Annotated in this window: 27 protein-coding genes; 4 read left to right on the top strand and 23 right to left on the bottom strand. The window is 51.2% G+C overall.

The window, feature by feature from the left end:
• Positions 1-29: 29 nt before the first annotated feature.
• Positions 30-3554, bottom strand: coding sequence for a pyruvate:ferredoxin (flavodoxin) oxidoreductase (gene nifJ, locus ACJ9Y9_RS12805; protein WP_028018851.1), 3525 nt, complete (start codon positions 3552-3554; stop codon positions 30-32).
• Positions 3555-3825: 271 nt separating this feature from the next.
• Between nifJ and ACJ9Y9_RS12800 the strand changes: the two genes are divergently transcribed.
• Positions 3826-4092 carry a DUF333 domain-containing protein gene (locus tag ACJ9Y9_RS12800; protein WP_025759109.1) on the top strand — a complete coding sequence of 89 codons (267 nt, stop codon included), beginning with the start codon at positions 3826-3828 and terminating at the stop codon, positions 4090-4092.
• On the opposite strand, the gene hslJ is transcribed toward ACJ9Y9_RS12800, so the two are convergent.
• From hslJ to ACJ9Y9_RS12690, 22 genes are all read right to left on the bottom strand, one after another.
• Positions 4093-4530, bottom strand: a complete 438-nt coding sequence (gene hslJ / locus ACJ9Y9_RS12795) for a heat shock protein HslJ (protein ID WP_028018852.1) — start codon at positions 4528-4530, stop codon at positions 4093-4095. It abuts the gene before it with no gap.
• Between the two features lie 127 nt (positions 4531-4657).
• On the bottom strand, positions 4658-4786 hold the full coding sequence (locus ACJ9Y9_RS12790) for a DUF2474 domain-containing protein (RefSeq protein ID WP_032666970.1): 129 nt from the start codon (positions 4784-4786) through the stop codon (positions 4658-4660).
• Entirely contained in the window at positions 4786-5796 is a 1011-nt protein-coding gene (cydB, locus tag ACJ9Y9_RS12785) for a cytochrome d ubiquinol oxidase subunit II (RefSeq protein ID WP_028018853.1), read from the bottom strand. Before cydB ends, ACJ9Y9_RS12790 begins: the two co-directional genes overlap by 1 nt.
• The gene (locus tag ACJ9Y9_RS12780) at positions 5796-7196 is read right to left on the bottom strand and encodes a cytochrome ubiquinol oxidase subunit I (protein WP_028018854.1); all 1401 of its coding nucleotides are present in this window, start codon (positions 7194-7196) and stop codon (positions 5796-5798) included. The genes cydB and ACJ9Y9_RS12780 overlap by 1 nt, the downstream gene beginning before the upstream one ends.
• 154 nt (positions 7197-7350) lie before the next feature.
• On the bottom strand, positions 7351-8493 hold the full coding sequence (locus tag ACJ9Y9_RS12775; RefSeq protein ID WP_407226172.1) for a tyrosine-type recombinase/integrase: 1143 nt from the start codon (positions 8491-8493) through the stop codon (positions 7351-7353).
• Entirely contained in the window at positions 8477-8731 is a 255-nt protein-coding gene (locus tag ACJ9Y9_RS12770) for an excisionase (protein WP_095442344.1), read from the bottom strand. The genes ACJ9Y9_RS12775 and ACJ9Y9_RS12770 overlap by 17 nt, the downstream gene beginning before the upstream one ends.
• Positions 8732-8794: 63 nt before the next feature.
• The gene (locus ACJ9Y9_RS12765; protein ID WP_407226171.1) at positions 8795-9106 is read right to left on the bottom strand and encodes a regulator; all 312 of its coding nucleotides are present in this window, start codon (positions 9104-9106) and stop codon (positions 8795-8797) included.
• On the bottom strand, positions 9103-9552 hold the full coding sequence (locus ACJ9Y9_RS12760; RefSeq protein WP_407226170.1) for a hypothetical protein: 450 nt from the start codon (positions 9550-9552) through the stop codon (positions 9103-9105). The genes ACJ9Y9_RS12765 and ACJ9Y9_RS12760 overlap by 4 nt, the downstream gene beginning before the upstream one ends.
• Complete coding sequence (locus tag ACJ9Y9_RS12755) at positions 9552-10013, bottom strand: hypothetical protein (protein ID WP_407226169.1); 462 nt, start codon at positions 10011-10013, stop codon at positions 9552-9554. Before ACJ9Y9_RS12755 ends, ACJ9Y9_RS12760 begins: the two co-directional genes overlap by 1 nt.
• A complete protein-coding gene (locus tag ACJ9Y9_RS12750) occupies positions 10010-10327 on the bottom strand; it encodes a DNA-binding protein (RefSeq protein WP_407226168.1) in 318 nt (105 codons plus the stop codon). Before ACJ9Y9_RS12750 ends, ACJ9Y9_RS12755 begins: the two co-directional genes overlap by 4 nt.
• Positions 10324-10647 (bottom strand): hypothetical protein, encoded by a 324-nt coding sequence (locus ACJ9Y9_RS12745; protein WP_407226167.1) that lies wholly within the window; start codon positions 10645-10647, stop codon positions 10324-10326. Before ACJ9Y9_RS12745 ends, ACJ9Y9_RS12750 begins: the two co-directional genes overlap by 4 nt.
• Entirely contained in the window at positions 10644-10889 is a 246-nt protein-coding gene (locus tag ACJ9Y9_RS12740) for a hypothetical protein (RefSeq protein WP_407226166.1), read from the bottom strand. Before ACJ9Y9_RS12740 ends, ACJ9Y9_RS12745 begins: the two co-directional genes overlap by 4 nt.
• Positions 10886-11320, bottom strand: a complete 435-nt coding sequence (locus tag ACJ9Y9_RS12735) for a zinc-finger-containing protein (RefSeq protein WP_407226165.1) — start codon at positions 11318-11320, stop codon at positions 10886-10888. Before ACJ9Y9_RS12735 ends, ACJ9Y9_RS12740 begins: the two co-directional genes overlap by 4 nt.
• Positions 11313-11546: a flagellar FlbD family protein gene (locus ACJ9Y9_RS12730; protein WP_407226164.1), complete on the bottom strand. Its 234-nt coding sequence runs from the start codon at positions 11544-11546 to the stop codon at positions 11313-11315. Before ACJ9Y9_RS12730 ends, ACJ9Y9_RS12735 begins: the two co-directional genes overlap by 8 nt.
• 211 nt (positions 11547-11757) lie before the next feature.
• Complete coding sequence (locus ACJ9Y9_RS12725) at positions 11758-12261, bottom strand: siphovirus Gp157 family protein (protein WP_407226163.1); 504 nt, start codon at positions 12259-12261, stop codon at positions 11758-11760.
• Positions 12258-14396, bottom strand: coding sequence for an exodeoxyribonuclease VIII (locus tag ACJ9Y9_RS12720; protein ID WP_407226162.1), 2139 nt, complete (start codon positions 14394-14396; stop codon positions 12258-12260). Before ACJ9Y9_RS12720 ends, ACJ9Y9_RS12725 begins: the two co-directional genes overlap by 4 nt.
• Positions 14288-14518: a DUF2002 family protein gene (locus tag ACJ9Y9_RS12715; RefSeq protein ID WP_407226234.1), complete on the bottom strand. Its 231-nt coding sequence runs from the start codon at positions 14516-14518 to the stop codon at positions 14288-14290. The genes ACJ9Y9_RS12720 and ACJ9Y9_RS12715 overlap by 109 nt, the downstream gene beginning before the upstream one ends.
• Before the next feature lie 44 nt (positions 14519-14562).
• Positions 14563-14826: a hypothetical protein gene (locus tag ACJ9Y9_RS12710; RefSeq protein WP_407226161.1), complete on the bottom strand. Its 264-nt coding sequence runs from the start codon at positions 14824-14826 to the stop codon at positions 14563-14565.
• 83 nt (positions 14827-14909) lie between these two features.
• Positions 14910-15242 (bottom strand): hypothetical protein, encoded by a 333-nt coding sequence (locus tag ACJ9Y9_RS12705; RefSeq protein WP_407226160.1) that lies wholly within the window; start codon positions 15240-15242, stop codon positions 14910-14912.
• A gap of 77 nt (positions 15243-15319) precedes the next feature.
• On the bottom strand, positions 15320-15514 hold the full coding sequence (locus tag ACJ9Y9_RS12700) for a hypothetical protein (protein ID WP_407226159.1): 195 nt from the start codon (positions 15512-15514) through the stop codon (positions 15320-15322).
• Complete coding sequence (locus tag ACJ9Y9_RS12695; protein WP_407226158.1) at positions 15514-16524, bottom strand: hypothetical protein; 1011 nt, start codon at positions 16522-16524, stop codon at positions 15514-15516. Before ACJ9Y9_RS12695 ends, ACJ9Y9_RS12700 begins: the two co-directional genes overlap by 1 nt.
• 174 nt (positions 16525-16698) lie before the next feature.
• Positions 16699-17100, bottom strand: a complete 402-nt coding sequence (locus tag ACJ9Y9_RS12690) for a helix-turn-helix domain-containing protein (RefSeq protein ID WP_407226157.1) — start codon at positions 17098-17100, stop codon at positions 16699-16701.
• A gap of 83 nt (positions 17101-17183) precedes the next feature.
• Between ACJ9Y9_RS12690 and ACJ9Y9_RS12685 the strand changes: the two genes are divergently transcribed.
• Genes ACJ9Y9_RS12685 through ACJ9Y9_RS12675 form a run of 3 tightly spaced genes read left to right on the top strand, consistent with a single transcriptional unit; the run spans position 17184 to position 18787 of the window.
• Entirely contained in the window at positions 17184-17417 is a 234-nt protein-coding gene (locus ACJ9Y9_RS12685) for a Cro/CI family transcriptional regulator (protein WP_407226156.1), read from the top strand.
• Complete coding sequence (locus ACJ9Y9_RS12680) at positions 17395-17883, top strand: hypothetical protein (RefSeq protein ID WP_407226155.1); 489 nt, start codon at positions 17395-17397, stop codon at positions 17881-17883. Before ACJ9Y9_RS12685 ends, ACJ9Y9_RS12680 begins: the two co-directional genes overlap by 23 nt.
• Entirely contained in the window at positions 17876-18787 is a 912-nt protein-coding gene (locus ACJ9Y9_RS12675) for a DNA-binding protein (RefSeq protein WP_407226154.1), read from the top strand. The genes ACJ9Y9_RS12680 and ACJ9Y9_RS12675 overlap by 8 nt, the downstream gene beginning before the upstream one ends.
• Positions 18788-18789: the final 2 nt, after the last annotated feature.

Below are 18789 nucleotides of genomic sequence, written 5' to 3'. Positions count from 1 at the left end.
AAAATGCCCGGGTTAACCGGGCGGGAGGATTAATCGCTGGTTGATTTTTCGGCTTTACCGGCCATATGCGCCAGGAAATCATACCGTTTTTGCAGGTCTGCGGCGGCATCTTTCCACAACTGTTCAGCGACCTCAGGCTGTTGCGCATTAAGGCGGCGGAAGCGTTGTTCCTGCATTAACGTTTCGGCCAGGGCATCTGACGGTGGACGCGAATCCAGCGCCAGCGGTAACTTGCCCTCGTCCGCACGGCGCGGATCGAACCGGTAAAGTGGCCAGAATCCGGTAGCCGTCAGCTGACGCATCTGATCGTGGCTGAGTGCCAGGTCGTAGCCATGCTCTTCGCATGGGCTGTAAGCAATGATCAACGACGGGCCTGGATACGCTTCCGCCTCCTGAATAGCTTTCACCGTCTGGTTAAGTTGCGCACCCAGCGAGATTTGCGCGACGTAAACGTGACCGTACATCATCATGCTCACACCGAGATCTTTGCGCGCCTTACGTTTTCCGTGTTCACCAAATTTTGTGACGGCGCCCAACGGCGTAGCCTTTGATGCCTGACCGCCGGTATTGGAATAACACTGCGTATCCAGGACCAGAATATTGACGTTTTCGGTCAGGCTCAACACGTGATCCAGCCCGCCAAAACCAATATCGTAAGCCCAGCCGTCACCACCAATCAGCCAGATCGATTTTTCAACCAGGGCGTCAGCGTCAGTCAGAAGTTGTTCTGCACCTGCCACCCCCTGAAGGGCATGCCGCAGCTCAGCAACTTGCTCGCGACGAACTTCTGGTGTGGCTTCTGCGCGTAGTGCCTCATTAAGCTCAGCAGGGATCTGCCCGGCAAACTGTTCCAGCAAACGCATCACTCGAGCGCGATGCTGGTCGACGGTCAGACGGAAGCCGAGACCAAATTCGGCATTATCTTCGAACAATGAGTTTGCCCATGCCGGGCCTCGACCATTCGCGTCGGTGGTGTACGGCGTGGAGGGCAGGTTACCGCCGTAGATAGATGAACAGCCGGTGGCATTGGCAATCAACATCCGGTCGCCGTAGAGCTGAGTCAGCAGCTTAATATAAGGCGTTTCACCGCAGCCAGAGCAGGCACCGGAGTACTCGAATAACGGCGTGATGAGCTGCGACGTTCGAATATCAATACGTTCCAGCTTGCTGCGATCGATTTCCGGTAAGTTCAGGAAGAAGTCATAGTTTACTTTTTCTTCTTCAACGTGCTCCAGACGCGACATCATATTGATGGCTTTGATATTCGGGTCCTGTCTGTCTTTCGCCGGGCACACCTCAACGCACAGATTACAACCGGTGCAATCTTCCGGTGCGACCTGCAGAACGTATTTCTGTCCGCGCATATCACGCGATTTCACATCCAGAGAATGCAGACTGGCCGGGGCATCCGCCATTGCTTCCGGGGAAACCACTTTGGCGCGAATGGCCGAATGTGGGCATGCCGCTACACAGTGATTGCACTGGGTACACAGATCTTCTTTCCAGATGGGTATCTCTTCGGCGATGTTGCGTTTTTCCCACCGCGTGGTCCCCATTGGCCAGGTCCCATCTGGCGGCAGGGCAGAGACGGGAAGGGCATCGCCCAGCCCGGCCAGCATTGCCGCCGTCACGGTCTTAACGAAATCAGGCGCCGCATCAGATACCACCGGAGGACGATTTGGACTTGCAGCATTCACAGGTTGCAGCGCTACTTCAAACAGAGATTCGCGAGCGAGTGCCAGCGCCTGCCAGTTGCGTTCGACCAGTTCCTGCCCCTTGCTGCTGTAGCTTTTGGCAATTGCGCCCTGCAGTTCCATGAGTGCACTGTCGCCAGGCAGGATGTTGGTCAGATGGAAAAAGGCCATTTGCATAACGGTATTAATACGCGCGGCCAGACCACATTCGCGGGCAATTTTCGCAGCGTTAACCACATAAAAACGGGCTTTCTTCTGGTTGAGGACCGCCTGTACCTCCTGCGGCAGACGCGCCCAGACTTCGTCTGCACTGTATGGCGTATTCAGCAGGAAAATACCGCCGGGTTTCAGGCGCTCGGCCATCTGGTATTTATCAATAAACTGCAGCTGGTGGCAGCCAACAAAATCAGCCTGCGAAATAAGATAAGCCGAGCGGATGGGGTGTTCACTCACGCGCAGGTGGGAAACGGTCAGACCACCGGCTTTTTTGGAGTCATAGACGAAGTATCCCTGGGCATACCACGGGGTAGAATTGCCGATGATTTTGATGTTGTTTTTGGTCGCCGAGACGCTGCCGTCGCTGCCCAGACCATAGAACAGTGCCTCAAGTTTGGCATTCGATGGTAACGTGTTTTCTGGCAAAGCCAGGGAAAGGTTAGTCACATCATCATAAATACCGACCGTAAAGCGAGGCTTCGGTTTCGCTTCATTTAACTCGTTAAATACCGCCAGCACGCAGTCCGGTCCAAACTCTTTGGAGGACAAACCATATCGGCCACCGACCACGCGCGGTAGCGTTTCACGTTCGCCGTTATTAAATGCTTCTGCCAGCGCGGTCATGACATCCAGATACAGGGGTTCCGCGTGTGCGCCGGGCTCTTTGGTACGGTCGAGCACCGCCACAGCGCGCGCGCTTTCAGGTAGAGCGGAAAGCAGATGTTTAGCCGAGAACGGACGATAGAGACGCACTTTAAGCACGCCAACTTTTTCGCCGCGCGTCAGTAGCTCGTCAACCACCTCTTCACAGGTTCCAATGGCGGATCCCATCAGAACAATCACGCGTTCTGCCTGCGGGTGGCCGTAGTACTCGAAGGGTTTGTATTCTCGACCGGTTGCGGCGGCAAAATCTGTCATCGCCTGTTCAACATGGTCGTAAACCGCGTTGTACCATGGATTCGTGGCTTCACGGGACTGGAAATAGGTATCCGGATTCGCGGATGTCCCACGGATCACCGGATGCTCCGGGTTAAGGGCGCGGGCGCGGTGCGCGTCGATTTCCGCCTGCGGCAGAAGATTCAGAATAGTGTCGTCAGCCAGCGGGACAATTTTGTTGATTTCGTGAGAGGTGCGGAAACCATCAAAGAAGTGAATAAATGGAACGCGACTTTTCAGCGTGGCGATATGCGAAATTAAGGCAAAGTCTTGTGCTTCCTGTACGCTGCTGGCACAAAGCATCGCGCAGCCCGTCTGGCGCACGGCCATCACGTCGGAGTGGTCACCGAAGATGGAAAGGGCGTGGGTGGCGATGGTTCGTGCCGCAACATGCAGAACAAAGGGGGTGAGTTGACCGGCGAGCTTGTACAGCGTCGGGATCATCAATAACAATCCCTGAGAAGAGGTAAACGACGTGGAGAGCGCGCCTGTCTGAAGCGCACCATGTACCGTGGCAATCGCACCGGCTTCAGACTGCATTTCAACCACTCTTGGGACATCGCCCCAGACGTTTTTTAAGCCATTTCCCGCCCAGGCATCTGCCTGCTCAGCCATGGTAGAACTTGGCGTAATCGGATAGATGGCGATAACTTCGCTGGTGCGAAACGCGACTGAGGCAACTGCACCATTACCGTCAATAGTTTGCATAGGACGACACCCTTACATTGCGCAAAATTAGAGGGGCAGTCATTAGGCGACTACCCCTGAATATTATCTCTTTAGTCTAGCAAACAGGGGATTCTACAATTTTCGCTTTTGTGTCCTCGGTATTCCCGGCATCAATGAGTAGATCAAACTTTTGCCAAAAAAATTGCGAGAAAGTGTTTCAGGAGCGCATAAATACGCACTTCCACTCTCGACGACACACGAAGTGATGCCTATTATGCATAGGTTTCGCATTATTCATGGGGGAGAGAGCATGCGCTCAGCATTTTTGGTAGGGTGTGCGGCGTTATTATTGTCGGCATGTAGCAGTGAACCAGTCCAGCAAGCAACGGCGGCCCACGTGGCGCCTGGAATGAAAGCGGCGATGTCCAGCTCCGGCCAGGCCAACTGCGCGATGATTGGCGGTTCGTTGTCTGTTGCCCGCCAGCTTGACGGTTCTGCTATCGGGATGTGCGCCTTGCCAAACGGCAAACGCTGCAGCGAACAGTCGCTTGCCGTTGGAACTTGCGGTAACTACTGATTATTCTGCACGCTTAAACAACAGCGTTTTATCGGCTGTCGCCAGCGTTAACTGGTCTTCTGTCAGGTCGACCTGCGCCCCTTTGCGCAGCATGTCGCCGATAGCGCGATCAAGCTCGTTAAGCTGCGGTTCAGTACAAAGTTTACGCGTCATGGCCAGACCGCTGACTTTCAGCTCGCCTTCGGATAATTTCCCCTGCCCGTTGAAGCGATTACACATCAGGCCTGAAACACGAATGTTATTCACCAGGCTAATATCTGGCAGGGCGCTAAAGCTGATCTCAGGTTGCGTTGCTGTGGCCTTCACGGCTTTACCGTCGACATTTTCCAGAACAAAGCGATGATTCTTCAGTTGCTCCGGCTGAACGGAAGCTTTCCCCGGATTAACGCAACCGGAGAGGACCAGGCTAATAACGCTTAACGCAATGAGCTTTTTCATTTTTCGTCTCAAACTATAAATACTGTGAATCTTTTTCCAGTGTAACGATACGCTGTCGTGCGTTAATGGGGTTTATCTGAAAGTGCGGGCAGGTGTCGGGCAACGAAGACGTTGCCCGACATGAAGATTAGTGAGATTTAAACCCTGCGGCCGTCATCAACATACGAAAGAACATACTGACCGCAGCCAGCGCCAGTACGCTTCCGCCCCAGATAATGGCCAGCCACATCAATCTTTTCCAGACAGGTTGTTGCATCAGTGATAACCCTCCCCATGCTGAACTTTTCCGCGAAACACGTAGTAACTCCAGAAGGTGTAGACCAGGATAATGGGAATGATCAACAACGCGCCCACCAGCATAAAGCCCTGGCTTTGCGTCGGCGCGGCGGCCTGCCACAGGGTGATTGACGGTGGAATGATATGCGGCCAGATGCTGATCCCAAGACCGCTAAAGCCGAGGAATATCAATCCTAACGTCAGGATGAATGGGCGATTATGGCTTGCAGGATTATTGAGGCAACGCCACTGATACAGGCTCAGAAGCACCACCAGCACCGGAACAGGCAACAGATAAAACAGATTCGGCAGCGTGAACCAGCGCGCGGCGATGGCTGGCTGCGCCAGCGGTGTCCAGATACTGATTGCGGCAATGAAGGCCAGAAGAGCGATTAACAGTGTTCTGGATACTCCACGCATCCGCTGCTGAAGGGCATTTTCGCTTTTCATCACCAGCCATGTAGAGCCTAACAGTGCATAGGCCACCACCAGACCGGCACCGCAGAACAGGTTAAACACGGTGAACCAGTCAAAGGGTCCGCCAGTATAGGCCCGGCCAGTCACGGTAAAGCCGTTGATCACTGCGCCCACCGTGACACCCTGGGTAAACGTAGCCAGAATTGAACCACCAATAAACGCTTTATCCCAGAAGGGACGGTGCGCCGGCGTTGCTTTAAAGCGAAACTCGAATGCTACGCCACGGAAAATAAGTCCGATCAGCATTAATGTCAGCGGGATGGTGAGGGCATCAATGATCACCGCATAGGCCAGTGGAAATGCACCGAATAGGGCCGCACCGCCGAGCACCAGCCAGGTTTCATTTCCGTCCCAGACCGGGGCGACGCTGTTGACCATCACATCGCGATCGTCGGCATTTTGTGTCGCCGGAAACAGAATACCTATCCCGAGATCAAAACCGTCCATCACGATATACATCAGTGTGGCGAAGACGATGATGACAAACCAGATAATGGAAAGATCGATACCCATTATGGCTGCTCCTTATGTTCAGTTGTGACGGCAGAGAGTGGGCGTGCCGGACGTCCGTCTGATTCGGTGGCATAAGATTCATGAGGCTGCGGACCTTTCCTGATAAGGCGCACCATATAGCTGTAACCCACGCCAAACACCGAGGTGTAAACGACGAAAAAGGCCAGCAAACTCACGCTCATATGCAGGTCACCATGCGCTGAAACCGCATCTTTCGTTCGTTGCAGACCATAAACAACCCACGGCTGGCGACCCACTTCGGTGGTGATCCATCCGGCCAGAATCGCAATCAGCCCGGATGGCCCCATCAACAGGGCAAACCACAGGAAAGGGCGAGAAGCGTAAACACGCTTTTTATAGCGTAACCACAGCGCCACAACGCCGAGCAGCAACATCAGCATGCCTAAGCCGGCCATAATGCGGAATGACCAGAAGACGATGGTCGAGTTCGGGCGGTCTTCCTTCGGGAACTCCTTGAGAGCCGGAACCTGTTTATCCAGGCTGTGCGTCAGGATAAGACTCCCCAGCGCAGGGATCTCCAGACCAAAGCGGGTGCGCTCCTGTTCCATATCCGGCCAGCCAAACAGCAGCAGCGGGGTGGGTTCTCCTGGCGGGTTTTCCCAATGACCTTCAATGGCGGCGATTTTAGCGGGCTGGTGCTTTAGCGTGTTCAACCCGTGCATATCACCGACCATGGCCTGGATGGGGGCGACAATTAGCGTCATCCACAGCGCCATAGAAAACATCGCGCGGATGGCAGGAGTATTATTCCCGCGCAGCAGATGCCATGCCGCGGAAGCGCCGACAAACAACGCACTGCTGAGGAACGCGGCTATCGACATATGCAGCAGTCGGTAAGGGAAGGAGGGGTTAAATACCACGGCGAACCAATCCACCGGCACGACCTGACCGTTGACGATCTCATAGCCTTGCGGGGTCTGCATCCAGCTGTTTGATGAGAGGATCCAGAAGGTGGAGATAATGGTCCCCAGTGCCACCATGCAGGTGGCGAAGAAGTGCAAACCAGGCCCGACTTTGTTCCAGCCGAAAAGCATCACACCAAGGAAACCTGCTTCCAGGAAGAAGGCGGTCAGCACTTCATAGGTCAGCAGCGGGCCGGTAATACTGCCCGCAAACTGCGAAAATCCACTCCAGTTGGTACCAAACTGGTAGGCCATCACCAGCCCGGAGACAACGCCCATACCAAAGTTAACGGCAAAAATTTTCGACCAGAAATGGTACAGCGAGCGCCAGACCGGATTTTTGGTTTTAAGCCACAGGCCTTCGAGCACGGCAAGATAGCTGGCCAGGCCGATGGTGATGGCCGGGAAAATGATGTGAAAGGATACGGTAAAAGCAAACTGTATCCGTGCAAGGTGAAAAGCATCCAAACCAAACATGCAAAACTCCGCGATGTAATTATGTCGATGCCATTCTAAGCCGCGCCAGCTCTGGGTTGCAGAAACAGACCCAGCCTAATTACCTATAACAGTTTGCCCACCGTACAACCTCTTCCCCAAAATCCCCCCAAAACTCTTCCCCAATACAGGTTAATTACTGAGCGGCAATAAACGTCCATTCATCTTCGCGCTCATCGTGGTACATCTCCGTCATTGCTGCAGATTTGTGCCCCAGAAGTTGCTGAGTATCGACCCCCTGTTTTTCGTATAAACGTTCCGACAAAGAGCGTTGCTCATGAAATGACGTTGGGGTTTTACCCTCTGGCGGAACAATGCCAACATGGTCACGGCAACGCGCAAACATGGTGCTCGCCGTAGCTTTGTTGATAGGATCGCCGGACCTGTATTTCTTCGTCGTTCTGACATGATGGACAAGGTAAGCACTCAGTGCATTATCCCGGCATCTATCAACGACTTCCCCCAGTGACAGGCCAATTGCCTCGCAACGAAGGGAAAGGGGAAGGGCGAGCTTCGCGCCAGTTTTACCCTGTTCGACGTATAAATACCCGTCCTTAATGTCCTTAAATTTCATCTTCAGGATATCTGATAAGCGCTGCGCGGTGACGATGGCCAGCAACAGCGCATTAACGGCCCAGGGCGATTCATTTTTTTTCGCATGCTCGAATATCAGTAGCCAGTCTTCCAGCTTCAGCCGCGCCCGGGTGACCTTTATCTGAGGTTTTCGTGTTGCCATGACCGGGTTGAATCCGGGCGGCACTTCTCCCGCAAACTGAGCCTCTTTGAAGATATCGACCCAATCCGCTCTGATATTTTTTGCCTGGCTAAATTTTCCCTGATCAATAAATTCTTCAAGAATAGCTGCCATCTCGCGCGAGCCTACTTCCTTAAGTGGTGTATTCGCCACCCGGTCACAAAGGAGGTTAGCGGCTCGTTTTCGCCCATCGACCGTTGACCGGGATAGCTCTCCTTTTTGAAGCTTTTTATCCAGCAATGAGAGATATTTTTCCACCCAATCCTTAAATCGAACATCCACCCCGTTACCGGCACGTTTTTGTTTCGCTAGATCGATAAGGGCAAAACTCTGTTCAACCTGCTGGGAGGCGAAAAGGCGATTTAGTTCCGTAGCGGCAGCCTTGGCGGTTTCTTCACAGGTGCCGAAGCTTTGCCAGGTTTGGGTGAATGGATCCTTGTACTGCCAGTAAACTTTGTTGTTTCGCTTATCGAGTTTCACGTAAAGGTTCTCGATGTCGATTTTGTGCTTACGAGGTGCGCCCATTGATCACTTTCTCCACGAGGTTTTTCGCCGCTTCAGGGAGATTCTGAGAAATTTTGGGTTTACCTACACAGCCAATAAAAATGGCATCCTCATCGACAACCCAGCGTTTCCCGTCTTTTGTAGCTGGAGGGAAAATCTGACCTGTTTTTGCCAGATAATTAAGCCTGGATTGTTTCTGTGGGTAGTCGAATCCGTTTGGTCCGGTAGCCCAATCCTGAAGTAAAACTTTTTTGGTCATGAGTCACCTCATACCCGGCCTGCAGGATAATGCTGGCCGGGCTTCAAAACTGATTATCAAGATTCACTTGGGTTCGCGTGGCTGGTGTTTGAAGCGATGCCAACCATCGGTTAACTCGATGGGTTCATAGCTGGTGCGGCGTTCAGCAAAACCCAGTTCAACCGCCAGCGCGTGGAGTTCATGCCTTCGCTTGATTTGCTCCATACCGATCCAGTTGGCATCGGCATCGCGTTTCTGACATTGCTTCGGCGTCATATCTTGGTAATTCAGTGCGCTAAGTTTCCCCAGTCGCTTCACATCGGATTTCATGTTCCTCAGAATCTGAATCATCGCGTCTATGCGCATGGTCTGGGTATCGTGAATATCTGGCATCATCGCAATACGTCCTCCACGCTGATTAGCCCTTTACGGCTCAGATATTCCATTGCATCACCAGGTAATTTACTTAACTGGTTTGCATATTTGAGTGAGTGGGCTAATCGCTTAATCCATATCGTCAATTCGTCCACTTGTTTGCTGTCAGGCGCTGATTGCGGGTGTCGATATAGTGGGATGATGTCCCTGGCTCGACCTTCATCAATAGCCCATTCAGGAGGGGCCTCGCGCTCAATGACGCGCTTAAATCCCTGTGGTCCCTCGTAGGTGACGCAGGAAGCCCATTCGTAGTCCCACACCACTGGTTCGGCGTCCATTCCGGCTAGTAGCTCCGTTGTTAACTGCAAAACCTCTTCAGGCTTCATGGTCATTCTTAACTTGGTGCTGGCAAGTTCGGTCGCAGCATCGTGAAGCCACAAAACACGTTTTCTGGATATTCCCGTCATTACGCTTCCTCACATAGTTCAGCTAAGGTAACGTCATTAGGTACTTCAATAGTAACCAGTGGGCTGTATCCGCATTCATGAATGGAGTAGGTGACAGGCCATGCCGGCAGAGGAATGTTTTCAGCTACCTGACTAACCCCAATACTCCAAAGACCTGAATCAAGGTAATAGCCAACGACGAGTAGTTCGCCCTCTGCTGATTTTAGGTGATAAATTCCTGGTTTATTGAAGCAGCCAATTTCTTCTCGGATAGCGCCTTCACATTCAAATAAATCATCGCTGGCACCATAAAATCTCAATTCTTTAGCCATATCACTCACTTCCTTAATAGTCTCATTCTGGGAATGTGCGGCACAGGTTGTTATCTCGTGAACGTCTGAATATTCACCACTACCGTCGCTATAATTCATTACACAGCCACATTTTGATTTTCCGTTAACAAATACGATTTGGTTATTCATGATGCAGCCCCTTCAACTCTTCGTTCGAAGTAAACGTATTGGTTAACAACGCCGATCGGCATTTCCATTTTTTCCGCAATATCGCGGCGGCTTACGCCTTTACAGTGCAGCTCTCGCGCCAGCTCAATATCTGCCTGGCGGTATTTCGCTGATTGGTGGTAATCGCCACGTAAGTACATCTTGATACGCAGTTCACGGGCTTTTGTTCTTACCGCCGCGCCTGTTCTGCCAATCAGACGGCCGATGTTTTCTACAGTCATGGTTCCGGCACATTGGCGGATAATCATCATTTCTGCGCGTACCCATCTGTTCATGCCACACCGCCTTCGACGATGCGAAACCAAAGACACACAGGGCCATCTTCTGTGTCGTGGATTGAACCAATAAACCAACCATCACCGGCAGGTGGTTCAGGTTGCCATTCAGAAAGCTCAGGGGCGAAAGGTCCATCGTCAGAAAAATCAAGCGATTCATCACGTAGCTCGAAAGCCCATTCCAGACCATTGGCTTTAATCCAGTCGCTAAATTCTGAGTTAGGGATGTGGTCACGACCGTCACAGAATTTGTCGTATTCGGGATGGGTCCAGCAGCCGTAAGAGTCGCGCTGGACAGGTAATGCGATGACGTTATTCATTTGATCTCCTGTTTTTCAGCCTTCAGCACCATGCGGCTACCGTCTGGCAGCGCCCAACCAATTTCCCCACCTTCGGCCATGACCAACTGCCATACCAACTGTGCGGCTTCGTCAGTCACATCTCGTCCCCGATCATTGCCTACACGGATCCGGCGACCTTCACCGTCATTGCGCATTTTTGCGAGCTGGATGGTTTTGGTAAGCGGAGAAAAGCCAAGTTGTAGTTTCGCGGTATTGCTCATGCTGTACGTTCCTCGCAAGCTCGTTTAGCAGCTTCGCATTGGGAAATATCAAACCAACCAAAGTGGCATTCACCGACAGGTATATTTAGTTCGGCAGCCAGCCAGGTATAAGCCTCCGTTCGGCTCATTTGCCCGCTGCGCCAAAGCGCTTCGAATGGTTTTTTGCAGTTCTTTCTGGCTTCGCGCGTTGCTCTGTCTGCCAATGTTCCAAGCGGTATATTGGTGAAGGGATGCATACCCACACAGGCACCGCAATTACCGCATAAGTACATGTAAGGCCAGTCGCTATAATCGCGGCCGTATACTTCCTGGTGCGTAGCCACACGTACTTCTGAATGGCAGAAGCGGCATTCAGTTGGTGCGGGTAGGGGATTTTTAACGCGAGCCATTGCTTTACGGCTTGGGTTTGCAGGAGTTTTAACTTCAGTCATGGGGTTGCTCCTGCTTTTCTTCCAACAGCTTTAATATTTCCTCTGGACTTTCTTTCACCTTAATAGTGTCACCGGAAGTCATTTTTATAGTTGTATTACCCGTGTAATACATAGACTCGATATAATCCGCCACAATATAAATTGGTTCGTTAATAGTGCTGGCTTCCCAGCCGTAATTCCCCTGACGCTCAACGGTGCAAAGTTGGTCTAATTTGATAATTTTCATTTTCTCTTGGCCTTCAATTTCGGTGCTTTCACTTCCGGCGGCTGCTCAACTATTCCGTGGTGCCGTCGGTACCCGATTCGCATATGCCAGATGATCTCTTCGGTGTGGTCTTTAAAGTCATCTGGTTCTGTTCTCTTGGGAAACAAAAGACTGCTGAATTCGTCGCTCATATCTCTGTCTCAGTGAGCGGCCATTGCAGGCCGCATCAGGCTTAGCGCACCTGCAAAGATTCAGCGCCGATTTCAAGGTGAGCACCTTTAATGTCCTCACCAGCTTCAATGGCCTCTTTGATTTTTTTCTTATCAGGGGCGACTACGGTGGCAACGTCAACCAGTTCGTCGGGAAGTTGATCCACGTTGTCGATCACCACAGAAATAGACCCTTTGCGTACGGTGAGGGTGTTGCGTTCAGTTTTGAACGTTTTAAGTTCAGCAGCCTGTAAGCATTTCAGAATGTAGGCTTTGAGATTTTTGGCTTGGCCCTCAAACGATTTCTTACGGTCGCTGAGGCGCTTCACTTCTTCGTCTACAGTCTTGGCCTGGCCTTCAAGGTTGCGGACCAGTGTCATAATCCCGTCAAATTTGTCGCCCAGCGCCAGCTCTTCACCTTCGATGGTGTCGGCGATGTCCTCCGGGGAAAATTCCCCGGACTCAACGAGGGCCAGTAGCTTGGTCATGTTGGCGGCGATGGCGATTGCAGTGGTGTTCTGGCTCATGCGGATTGCTCCTGATTTTCAGTTAAGGTTTTGATGCGTTGATCTTTGATCTGTGAGAGACGGCGCAGGCGGCCAGACAGATATTTGGCGTGTTCTTGATCGCCTTTGGCTTCGGCTGCTTTGCGGTGTACTTCCACTTCGCGCGCCAGGGTGTCGAATACCTTTTTCGCTTCGTTGGTGCTGACGGCGTTTTCGATGGTGTTCGCCACGCGGGTGAGTTTTTCGTCCAACTCGTTACGCAGGCGTGTCACGTCCTCGGCTTTATCGCTGGCATTCTTAATGGCGAATTCAGTGATGTTTTCTGCCTGGTATTCCGGGAGGTCGTACAGACCGAGCCAAACGTCAGCGCTGAAACCGAGCAAGGACAGGGCTTTTTTCAGGGCATCAGTGAGGGATTTTTTCTGTGCTTCCCCGTCACACTTGATCCCATTTTTGGTTTTATACATGTAAGGCGTTGCGCCATAAGCATGTACGGATCCCTCGTCGGTTTCCGTCGTGTACCAGAGCCGAATTTTCAGACTGTGGTTTTGTTCAAAAAGCAGGGTACCGTCGCCGTCACGTAGCATCCGGTTGCCGATAAATTTCTTATCCTCGTAAACCGGTTCGGAGAACGGCGCGCCGGGGATCATATGGTCTTCCAAAATTTCGAATCCCCAGCGGCTGCCGATTGGCCCGAAAATTTCAGTCGCGCGCATGATCATGTACTCAGCGTTGATGCTGGTACCTTCGAAACCAGTTCCGGTCATTTGCTTGGTGAAGCGTGGATCTGTACGCATAACGCTGCGCCAGATTTTGAGGTTGTCCTGAGCGTCTTCTGATTTATCCTGCAAATCTTTTTCCAGGCTGGCGCCAACACTCTGGAAATCAACTACCGGCTGTGCGGCGTCAGGTTCTGCTTTAGGATGTGCTTCCTGATTTACGACCTCATTTGAGGGGGCTAGCTGCTCAGCCGCGGCTTTTGGCTGCTCGGCCATTAGGTTATCGATCGAGAAAACTCCGTCGGCAATTTTCTTCACTTCGGTCTGTGCGGCTGGTTTCTCGCTGGTTTCCTGTGGCGCTTGATACGTCCCAGTTTTGCGCTCCTGATATTCCTCCTGTGAGATTTCAACGCAGCCCTGTGCAATAACTTCCTGGAGCTTCGGCAGCTTGTTGGCGCGGCCTATTTTATCGCCCGCAACAGTGCGATAGTAGAATGGCCCAATACGCTCTACAGATGTCGTATTTTCCACCGCCCCCGATGTTGGCACATCATCAGAGTGTTCCGGCGCCACTGTATTAGACGCTGGCGATTCAGCGTCCAGTGGGTCAATTGTTGTTGTCGTGTCCTGCTCGGTTTCATGGTTGTCGCTCTCATCAATGATGTAATCGGGAAGGAGAGGGTGACCAGCAAAGTGCTTGCGCACGTATGCCAGGCGGCTCGCGTTATCTCCAATCAGATTGAGGTCTTTCATGCCGTCAAGGGTCAGCTCATACAGCAACTGCTCGGGGAAAGAATAAATGCCGGGAACGCCAACCAGAGTTGTTCTCCAGGCTCTCCATGCGGCCTCGCGTGTCTCGATCAGGTACTTCGCGTTTTTCACATCGCTGGCGCCAGCTTTTGAAGGCTCTTTACCCATAACCAGCAGCGCAAGCACAAGGTCAAATCGCTTCGGATCGCCGCTTCCGGGCTTATGCTCGTCCGGGGAAGTAGCTGTTACGCCGCCATCCTTACGGTCGGCTTCGTGGTTTTTCAGCCATCCCGCAAGAGCTCCCTTAATTTCAGGCCACTTCTTCGTCGGTGCGCAGTTCTCGCGGATAAAGTCGATAGCTTCCAGAATTCGTTCTGGATACATGACGGCAACGGATGGGGTTTTTGTTATCGCCAAATAAATATGGCCGTCGAACGTTGATGAATCGTCCTGCTGTAACTCAATGGCACCACGGAGTTGATCGCTATCGATTTCGGTGCTGTGATGTTTCACCAGCGTGGCAACACGCAGAGATTCGCTCAACTCACCGAACTCAATAGGCTTCGCCGGTTTTTTTGTTACCGGTGCGACAGGGTGACCCAACTGCTCATCCCATGTGTAATCGAATAAAAATTCTTCGTCCCACTCATCAACTGGGCTGGGAATGCCTTCCGCTGCTGCGTACATGCGAAACTCGAACTGGGTTTCGTCAGCATCCGGAAATGCTTCCATGAACAGCAGAGTCCCTTTTGCTTTTGCCTGCTTATCGTTTGCAGCTTCATAGGCGTGGGCAATGCGCATTTCCCCATTTTCTTCTGCGGCTTCTTCCAGGCCAAACCAACAGCCAATATATTTAGACATTTTCACCTCCGTTATTTACGGCTTGATAAGTTTGATTTAATTTGTTTAACACTATTTCTGGTAATACATGTTCACGGTGACGCTTATCGCAAAGTTTCAGCTGACCAATGGAAAGAATGATTAATTCTTCAGTAGTTAAATAACCGTTAGCGACTAGCTCCATAATCATTTTTTTCATTGCGCTGGGTGCGATGCTCAACGTTATTTCATCGCCATTGACGAGAGATAACTGTTTAAATGCGAGTGTAATATCCACAGTAAAACTCCTCATTTATCAAATTAAGCACTGTGCAAATGCTTATGTTGATAAACGCCCCGAATTAACGGGGCTGGATGAAATTAACGTTTCATCGCTGCACTCAACACGCCAGCCATTAATAAGGCGGCGAGAGGCGAACGGTCTGAACTGGCGGTGATACCAATCACGTCAGAAGGAACCCCCGTATGTGATGCAAAAAGCTGTTCTGCGGCACACCCCACACAGTGAGATTCATCCATCAGGCCAGCGGGAGTGAATGGCGTGACAATCGGTGCTGCATGGTTTTGTTCCGGATCGCTGTTTTCAGCAATAAAACCGATGCTTTGCTTTCCGATAAATATTTCAGTTACTTCACAAACTTCAGATTTGAAAAAATTAACTGCTGAAAATGTAACTGTGAATTTGTGTTCCATAATATTTGCTCCTGAATTTTGGTTGAACAATGTCCTGCCCGTAAGGGCATAAATAAAACGGGTGTTACGTTTACTGCTTAGTTAATGAAAGGTTCGCCGCGAGAATTAAGGCAGACCTCAACAAAAATGTCGGTAATGCGCTTTGACTCAGTCAGATTGAATAAATAAAGTTTTCCGTTTTTATTTGCCGATGCCTGATATGTTTTCCCTTCATGCTTAACCAACATTCCCGGTTTAACACATGCCCGGATAACTTCCTGAGTGCCGTACATTATGCTAACCCTCCCACGCTGGAGTGATGGGTGATGAAATTAAGTGCCCCGGTTTTCCCTGTCGTTTTTACAAAATTTTCGTAAATAGGGTTTACCGATCCTTTTAATCCTTGTGAGAGAGGGGCTACCAGATCGTACATAATCCCGGAAAATTCGCGCCGTTGGTCTTCTGTGAAGTTCACGTATTGAGTGAAGAAGCGCTGCCATCCTGCAAAGTGGTGTGCGATTTCCTCATGGATGATTTTCATAAGCGCTTCATCGCGTTCGCTGCCAGTAATACGGGCTTTTACGTTATGAACGATGGCCGGTGCTACCTTTTTGAATTGAGCGATTGAATCGTTATCAAAAGCACTGTTCATTTGCAGGGCTTGCTCATGGCAGTAAATCACGCTCATTGCTTCATGGTGTGGGGCATGAGTACCCCAACGGCTACGGAAGCCATCACAACTTAGGGCAACAAGCGCGGCTGTATGCTCGCGGTTAAACGCGATAGCTTCGCCGTGAGCTGCATTCAACATCTCGACCTGAACCCACTTGATTGATGCATGGAACAGCCCCCAGCGGTTAGCGAGCCAGTTGAAACGGTTGTTTTCTTCATGGGCAGTAATTTCAATACCGACCATGACGTCTTCAACTTCGAGAGGCCAGCAGTAGTCGATAAAGGCGTTCCATTGCAGCGCTTCGGCGTGGTCAGCCTCAACCAGTGTCGGGTTAATCAAGCAATCAATCAGACGGGAATCCTGAGCAATCCACATCGCGGCAAAGGCGTTGTTTTCGTCGTGCTGCGCGTCCATTTCCAGCGCTTTGGCAGCCTCGCTTTCGATGTCAGCAACCAGCGCGGTGAGCAAGCGCTCCAGGTGAGCTTTACGGCCTGGGACGCCGATGATTTCGAACTTGCCCGCTACAGCGTTCCACTCAGCAACAGCTGCGGCGAGAGTCATTCGTGGCAGTTTAGCGATAAGTGCGTGAGCTACGGCTGCTAGTGTCTGTGCGTTTTGCTTAGTAGTCATTGGAGGTTCCTTGTTGTGCCCTTGTAGCCAGGCTGGCTGAACGTTTTTCTGAGAAATCACTGTGTGGTTTCGATGTGAATAAGTTAGCCAAAGCTAACCATTAGATCAAGAGAATGTTAGTCAAAACTAACGATTGAGGCGTAAAAAATAGCTAACGCATTGTTAGCTAAGAGATTATTTTTTACTTGCGCGTTGGCGGGCTTTTAGAAGTTCTTCTAAGCGGATTTTGTTATTTTCGACTCGAGCTCTCAATTCGTTCAATAACTCATCTTGTTCAGAGTCTGTGATCGCGATAAAGAGCTCAAGTAATTCTCGCTGTTTATCATCAAGCTCAGGTGGGGTATCACTTGGTTCAGATGGGGCTTGATCATTATCCCCGAAAAGAATCCACGTCGGAGTGCACTGAAGAACCTTAGTTAAGGCAAAAAGGTTCTTTCCTGTAGGCTCGCTATCATCGCGCTCCCACTGAGATACGGAAACATGGGAGATCTTCAGCGCCTTCGCTAAAGAGCGCTGTGTGAACTTCATTTCTTTCCGACGATTTCGGATTCGTTCGCCAATGCTTAAATTTTTCATAGTTAGCTAATGCTAATTCTTCTTTACTCTGTTTGTGTTAACTTCTATATTGTTAGCTATGGCTAACAAATGGAGTTCATAAAGTGTACAAAGAAGATGCAATTAAATTCTTTGGTAGTAAGAGCAAGCTGGCGGCTGCCGCGAATGTGAGCCGTCCGTCAGTTACTCGATGGGGGAAGATCATTCCCAAATTACGAGCTATGGAACTGGCAGCACTCACAAATAACGCATTGCGGTATGAAGCCGGTTTGTACGCTGCTCAGGATAATGGAGGAGCGGAAGAGGAACTGAATCATGAAAATCAGTCCTCAGATTGATGCCGTTGCATCAGAGCTGGAGGCTTGGGCGCTCGAAGTAGGCTGGAAGGCGATCGGGATGGCCATAGCGGAGCAGTACCACGCCGCTGGTGGTTGCGACATTCTACCGGCGGTCGATACCGGTGACGGCCTTCGGAACGCAACGCAGAGAGTGAAACGAATTTTCAGGGGCTTTGATGGCCCTCGATATGCATCACTCGCTATTGAGCTTAAGCCCGTTGCACTGGCTGTGATGCCCGCTGCGCGGCGAGCCCGGATTGAATCTCCACGGGATCCTGCACTTCTGGCCACAGTAGCGGCTAAAGAGAGTATCGAGGCGGTGAATGCTGTTCATCTTCGTGCTGCGCCTGCTGTTGCATTGAAAGAAATTAACGAAGCCATATCCGCATTTCTGGCTGTGAAATCGGTAATTGAGCCGCTTTGTCACGCCGATTCGCGGGAAGTATATCGGGGAAGTTATGCGTGATTACGCAACCGTATCACCTCAATTTTGGTTGGGGAAAACAGGTCGAGAACTGAGAAGCGCGGGAGCTGAGGCGCAGGTTGTCGCTTTTTATCTGATGACCTCTCCACACGCGAACATGCTTGGCTTGTATTACCTGCCGGTGCTGTACCTGGCTCATGAAACCGGCTTGGGCTTGGAAGGAGCATCGAAGGGGCTTGAAAGGGCTATCAAAGCGGGGTTTTGCAGCTATGACGGGCATTCCGAGATGGTATGGGTGCATGAAATGGCTGGGTATCAGGTCGGACGATCGTTGAAGCCTGGCGATAACCGTTGTGCTGGTGTTCGTAATGAATATGCGTCATTGCCTGAGAACCCCTTCCTGCCTGGTTTTTTTGACCGTTACCAGGTTGATTTTCACATGACTGTAAAGCGCGGAACTGAAAGGGGGTTGAAAGGGGCTTCGGAGGTGCTTGCAAGCCAAGATCAGGAACAGGATCAGGAACAGGATCAGGAAGAAACTAATTCGGGGCATGGCGGTGCCACACCCCCAAACGGAGATTCATCCTCCCCAGAACAGCCAGCAGGAAAGAAAAAATCATACCCGGCTGAGTTCGAAGAGGCCTGGGGAAATTATCCAAAACGAGCTGGTGGAAATAGCAAAGCCGATGCTTTCAAGGCCTGGAATGCTCGAGTGAAATCTGGCGTGGAGCCAGAGGTACTTCACGATGGTGTGCTGCGGTATGCGGCATTCATCAAAGCCACCGGCAAATTGAATACGGAGTACGTAAAACAAGCTGCAACGTTTTTCGGGAAATCACTGCATTACGAGGAAACGTGGGCGGTACCGAATAGCGGGCAGAGAGGGAGAGACGTTAACGGCATATCGAAACCTGATAGCAAAGTTCCTGATGGCTTTACGGGGTGAGC

This window comes from Enterobacter sp. CPE_E1241 (genome assembly GCF_045618265.1).
In the GTDB taxonomy this organism is placed as follows: Bacteria; Pseudomonadota; Gammaproteobacteria; order Enterobacterales; family Enterobacteriaceae; genus Enterobacter; species Enterobacter adelaidei.
Note: the sequence above shows the minus strand (reverse complement) of the source record. Positions and strands in the feature narration are given on the sequence as shown.

Coding starts and splice junctions, on each gene's coding strand:
- ACJ9Y9_RS12690 (WP_407226157.1), bottom strand. CDS start 17,100: ATGAAAAATTTAAGCATTGGCGAACGAATCCGAAATCGTCGGAAAGAA.
- ACJ9Y9_RS12695 (WP_407226158.1), bottom strand. CDS start 16,524: ATGACTACTAAGCAAAACGCACAGACACTAGCAGCCGTAGCTCACGCA.
- cydB (WP_028018853.1), bottom strand. CDS start 5,796: ATGGGTATCGATCTTTCCATTATCTGGTTTGTCATCATCGTCTTCGCC.
- ACJ9Y9_RS12715 (WP_407226234.1), bottom strand. CDS start 14,518: ATGGGGAAATGCGCATTGCCCACGCCTATGAAGCTGCAAACGATAAGC.
- ACJ9Y9_RS12770 (WP_095442344.1), bottom strand. CDS start 8,731: ATGACCAAAAAAGTTTTACTTCAGGATTGGGCTACCGGACCAAACGGA.
- ACJ9Y9_RS12780 (WP_028018854.1), bottom strand. CDS start 7,196: ATGTTTGGTTTGGATGCTTTTCACCTTGCACGGATACAGTTTGCTTTT.
- ACJ9Y9_RS12755 (WP_407226169.1), bottom strand. CDS start 10,013: ATGAATAACCAAATCGTATTTGTTAACGGAAAATCAAAATGTGGCTGT.
- ACJ9Y9_RS12735 (WP_407226165.1), bottom strand. CDS start 11,320: ATGACTGAAGTTAAAACTCCTGCAAACCCAAGCCGTAAAGCAATGGCT.
- ACJ9Y9_RS12720 (WP_407226162.1), bottom strand. CDS start 14,396: ATGTACGCAGCAGCGGAAGGCATTCCCAGCCCAGTTGATGAGTGGGAC.
- ACJ9Y9_RS12800 (WP_025759109.1), top strand. CDS start 3,826: ATGCGCTCAGCATTTTTGGTAGGGTGTGCGGCGTTATTATTGTCGGCA.
- ACJ9Y9_RS12775 (WP_407226172.1), bottom strand. CDS start 8,493: ATGGGCGCACCTCGTAAGCACAAAATCGACATCGAGAACCTTTACGTG.
- ACJ9Y9_RS12680 (WP_407226155.1), top strand. CDS start 17,395: ATGAAAATCAGTCCTCAGATTGATGCCGTTGCATCAGAGCTGGAGGCT.
- ACJ9Y9_RS12760 (WP_407226170.1), bottom strand. CDS start 9,552: ATGACGGGAATATCCAGAAAACGTGTTTTGTGGCTTCACGATGCTGCG.
- ACJ9Y9_RS12700 (WP_407226159.1), bottom strand. CDS start 15,514: ATGTACGGCACTCAGGAAGTTATCCGGGCATGTGTTAAACCGGGAATG.
- hslJ (WP_028018852.1), bottom strand. CDS start 4,530: ATGAAAAAGCTCATTGCGTTAAGCGTTATTAGCCTGGTCCTCTCCGGT.
- nifJ (WP_028018851.1), bottom strand. CDS start 3,554: ATGCAAACTATTGACGGTAATGGTGCAGTTGCCTCAGTCGCGTTTCGC.
- ACJ9Y9_RS12740 (WP_407226166.1), bottom strand. CDS start 10,889: ATGAGCAATACCGCGAAACTACAACTTGGCTTTTCTCCGCTTACCAAA.
- ACJ9Y9_RS12790 (WP_032666970.1), bottom strand. CDS start 4,786: ATGCAACAACCTGTCTGGAAAAGATTGATGTGGCTGGCCATTATCTGG.
- ACJ9Y9_RS12725 (WP_407226163.1), bottom strand. CDS start 12,261: ATGAGCCAGAACACCACTGCAATCGCCATCGCCGCCAACATGACCAAG.
- ACJ9Y9_RS12730 (WP_407226164.1), bottom strand. CDS start 11,546: ATGAAAATTATCAAATTAGACCAACTTTGCACCGTTGAGCGTCAGGGG.
- ACJ9Y9_RS12750 (WP_407226168.1), bottom strand. CDS start 10,327: ATGAACAGATGGGTACGCGCAGAAATGATGATTATCCGCCAATGTGCC.
- ACJ9Y9_RS12675 (WP_407226154.1), top strand. CDS start 17,876: ATGCGTGATTACGCAACCGTATCACCTCAATTTTGGTTGGGGAAAACA.
- ACJ9Y9_RS12745 (WP_407226167.1), bottom strand. CDS start 10,647: ATGAATAACGTCATCGCATTACCTGTCCAGCGCGACTCTTACGGCTGC.
- ACJ9Y9_RS12705 (WP_407226160.1), bottom strand. CDS start 15,242: ATGGAACACAAATTCACAGTTACATTTTCAGCAGTTAATTTTTTCAAA.
- ACJ9Y9_RS12765 (WP_407226171.1), bottom strand. CDS start 9,106: ATGATGCCAGATATTCACGATACCCAGACCATGCGCATAGACGCGATG.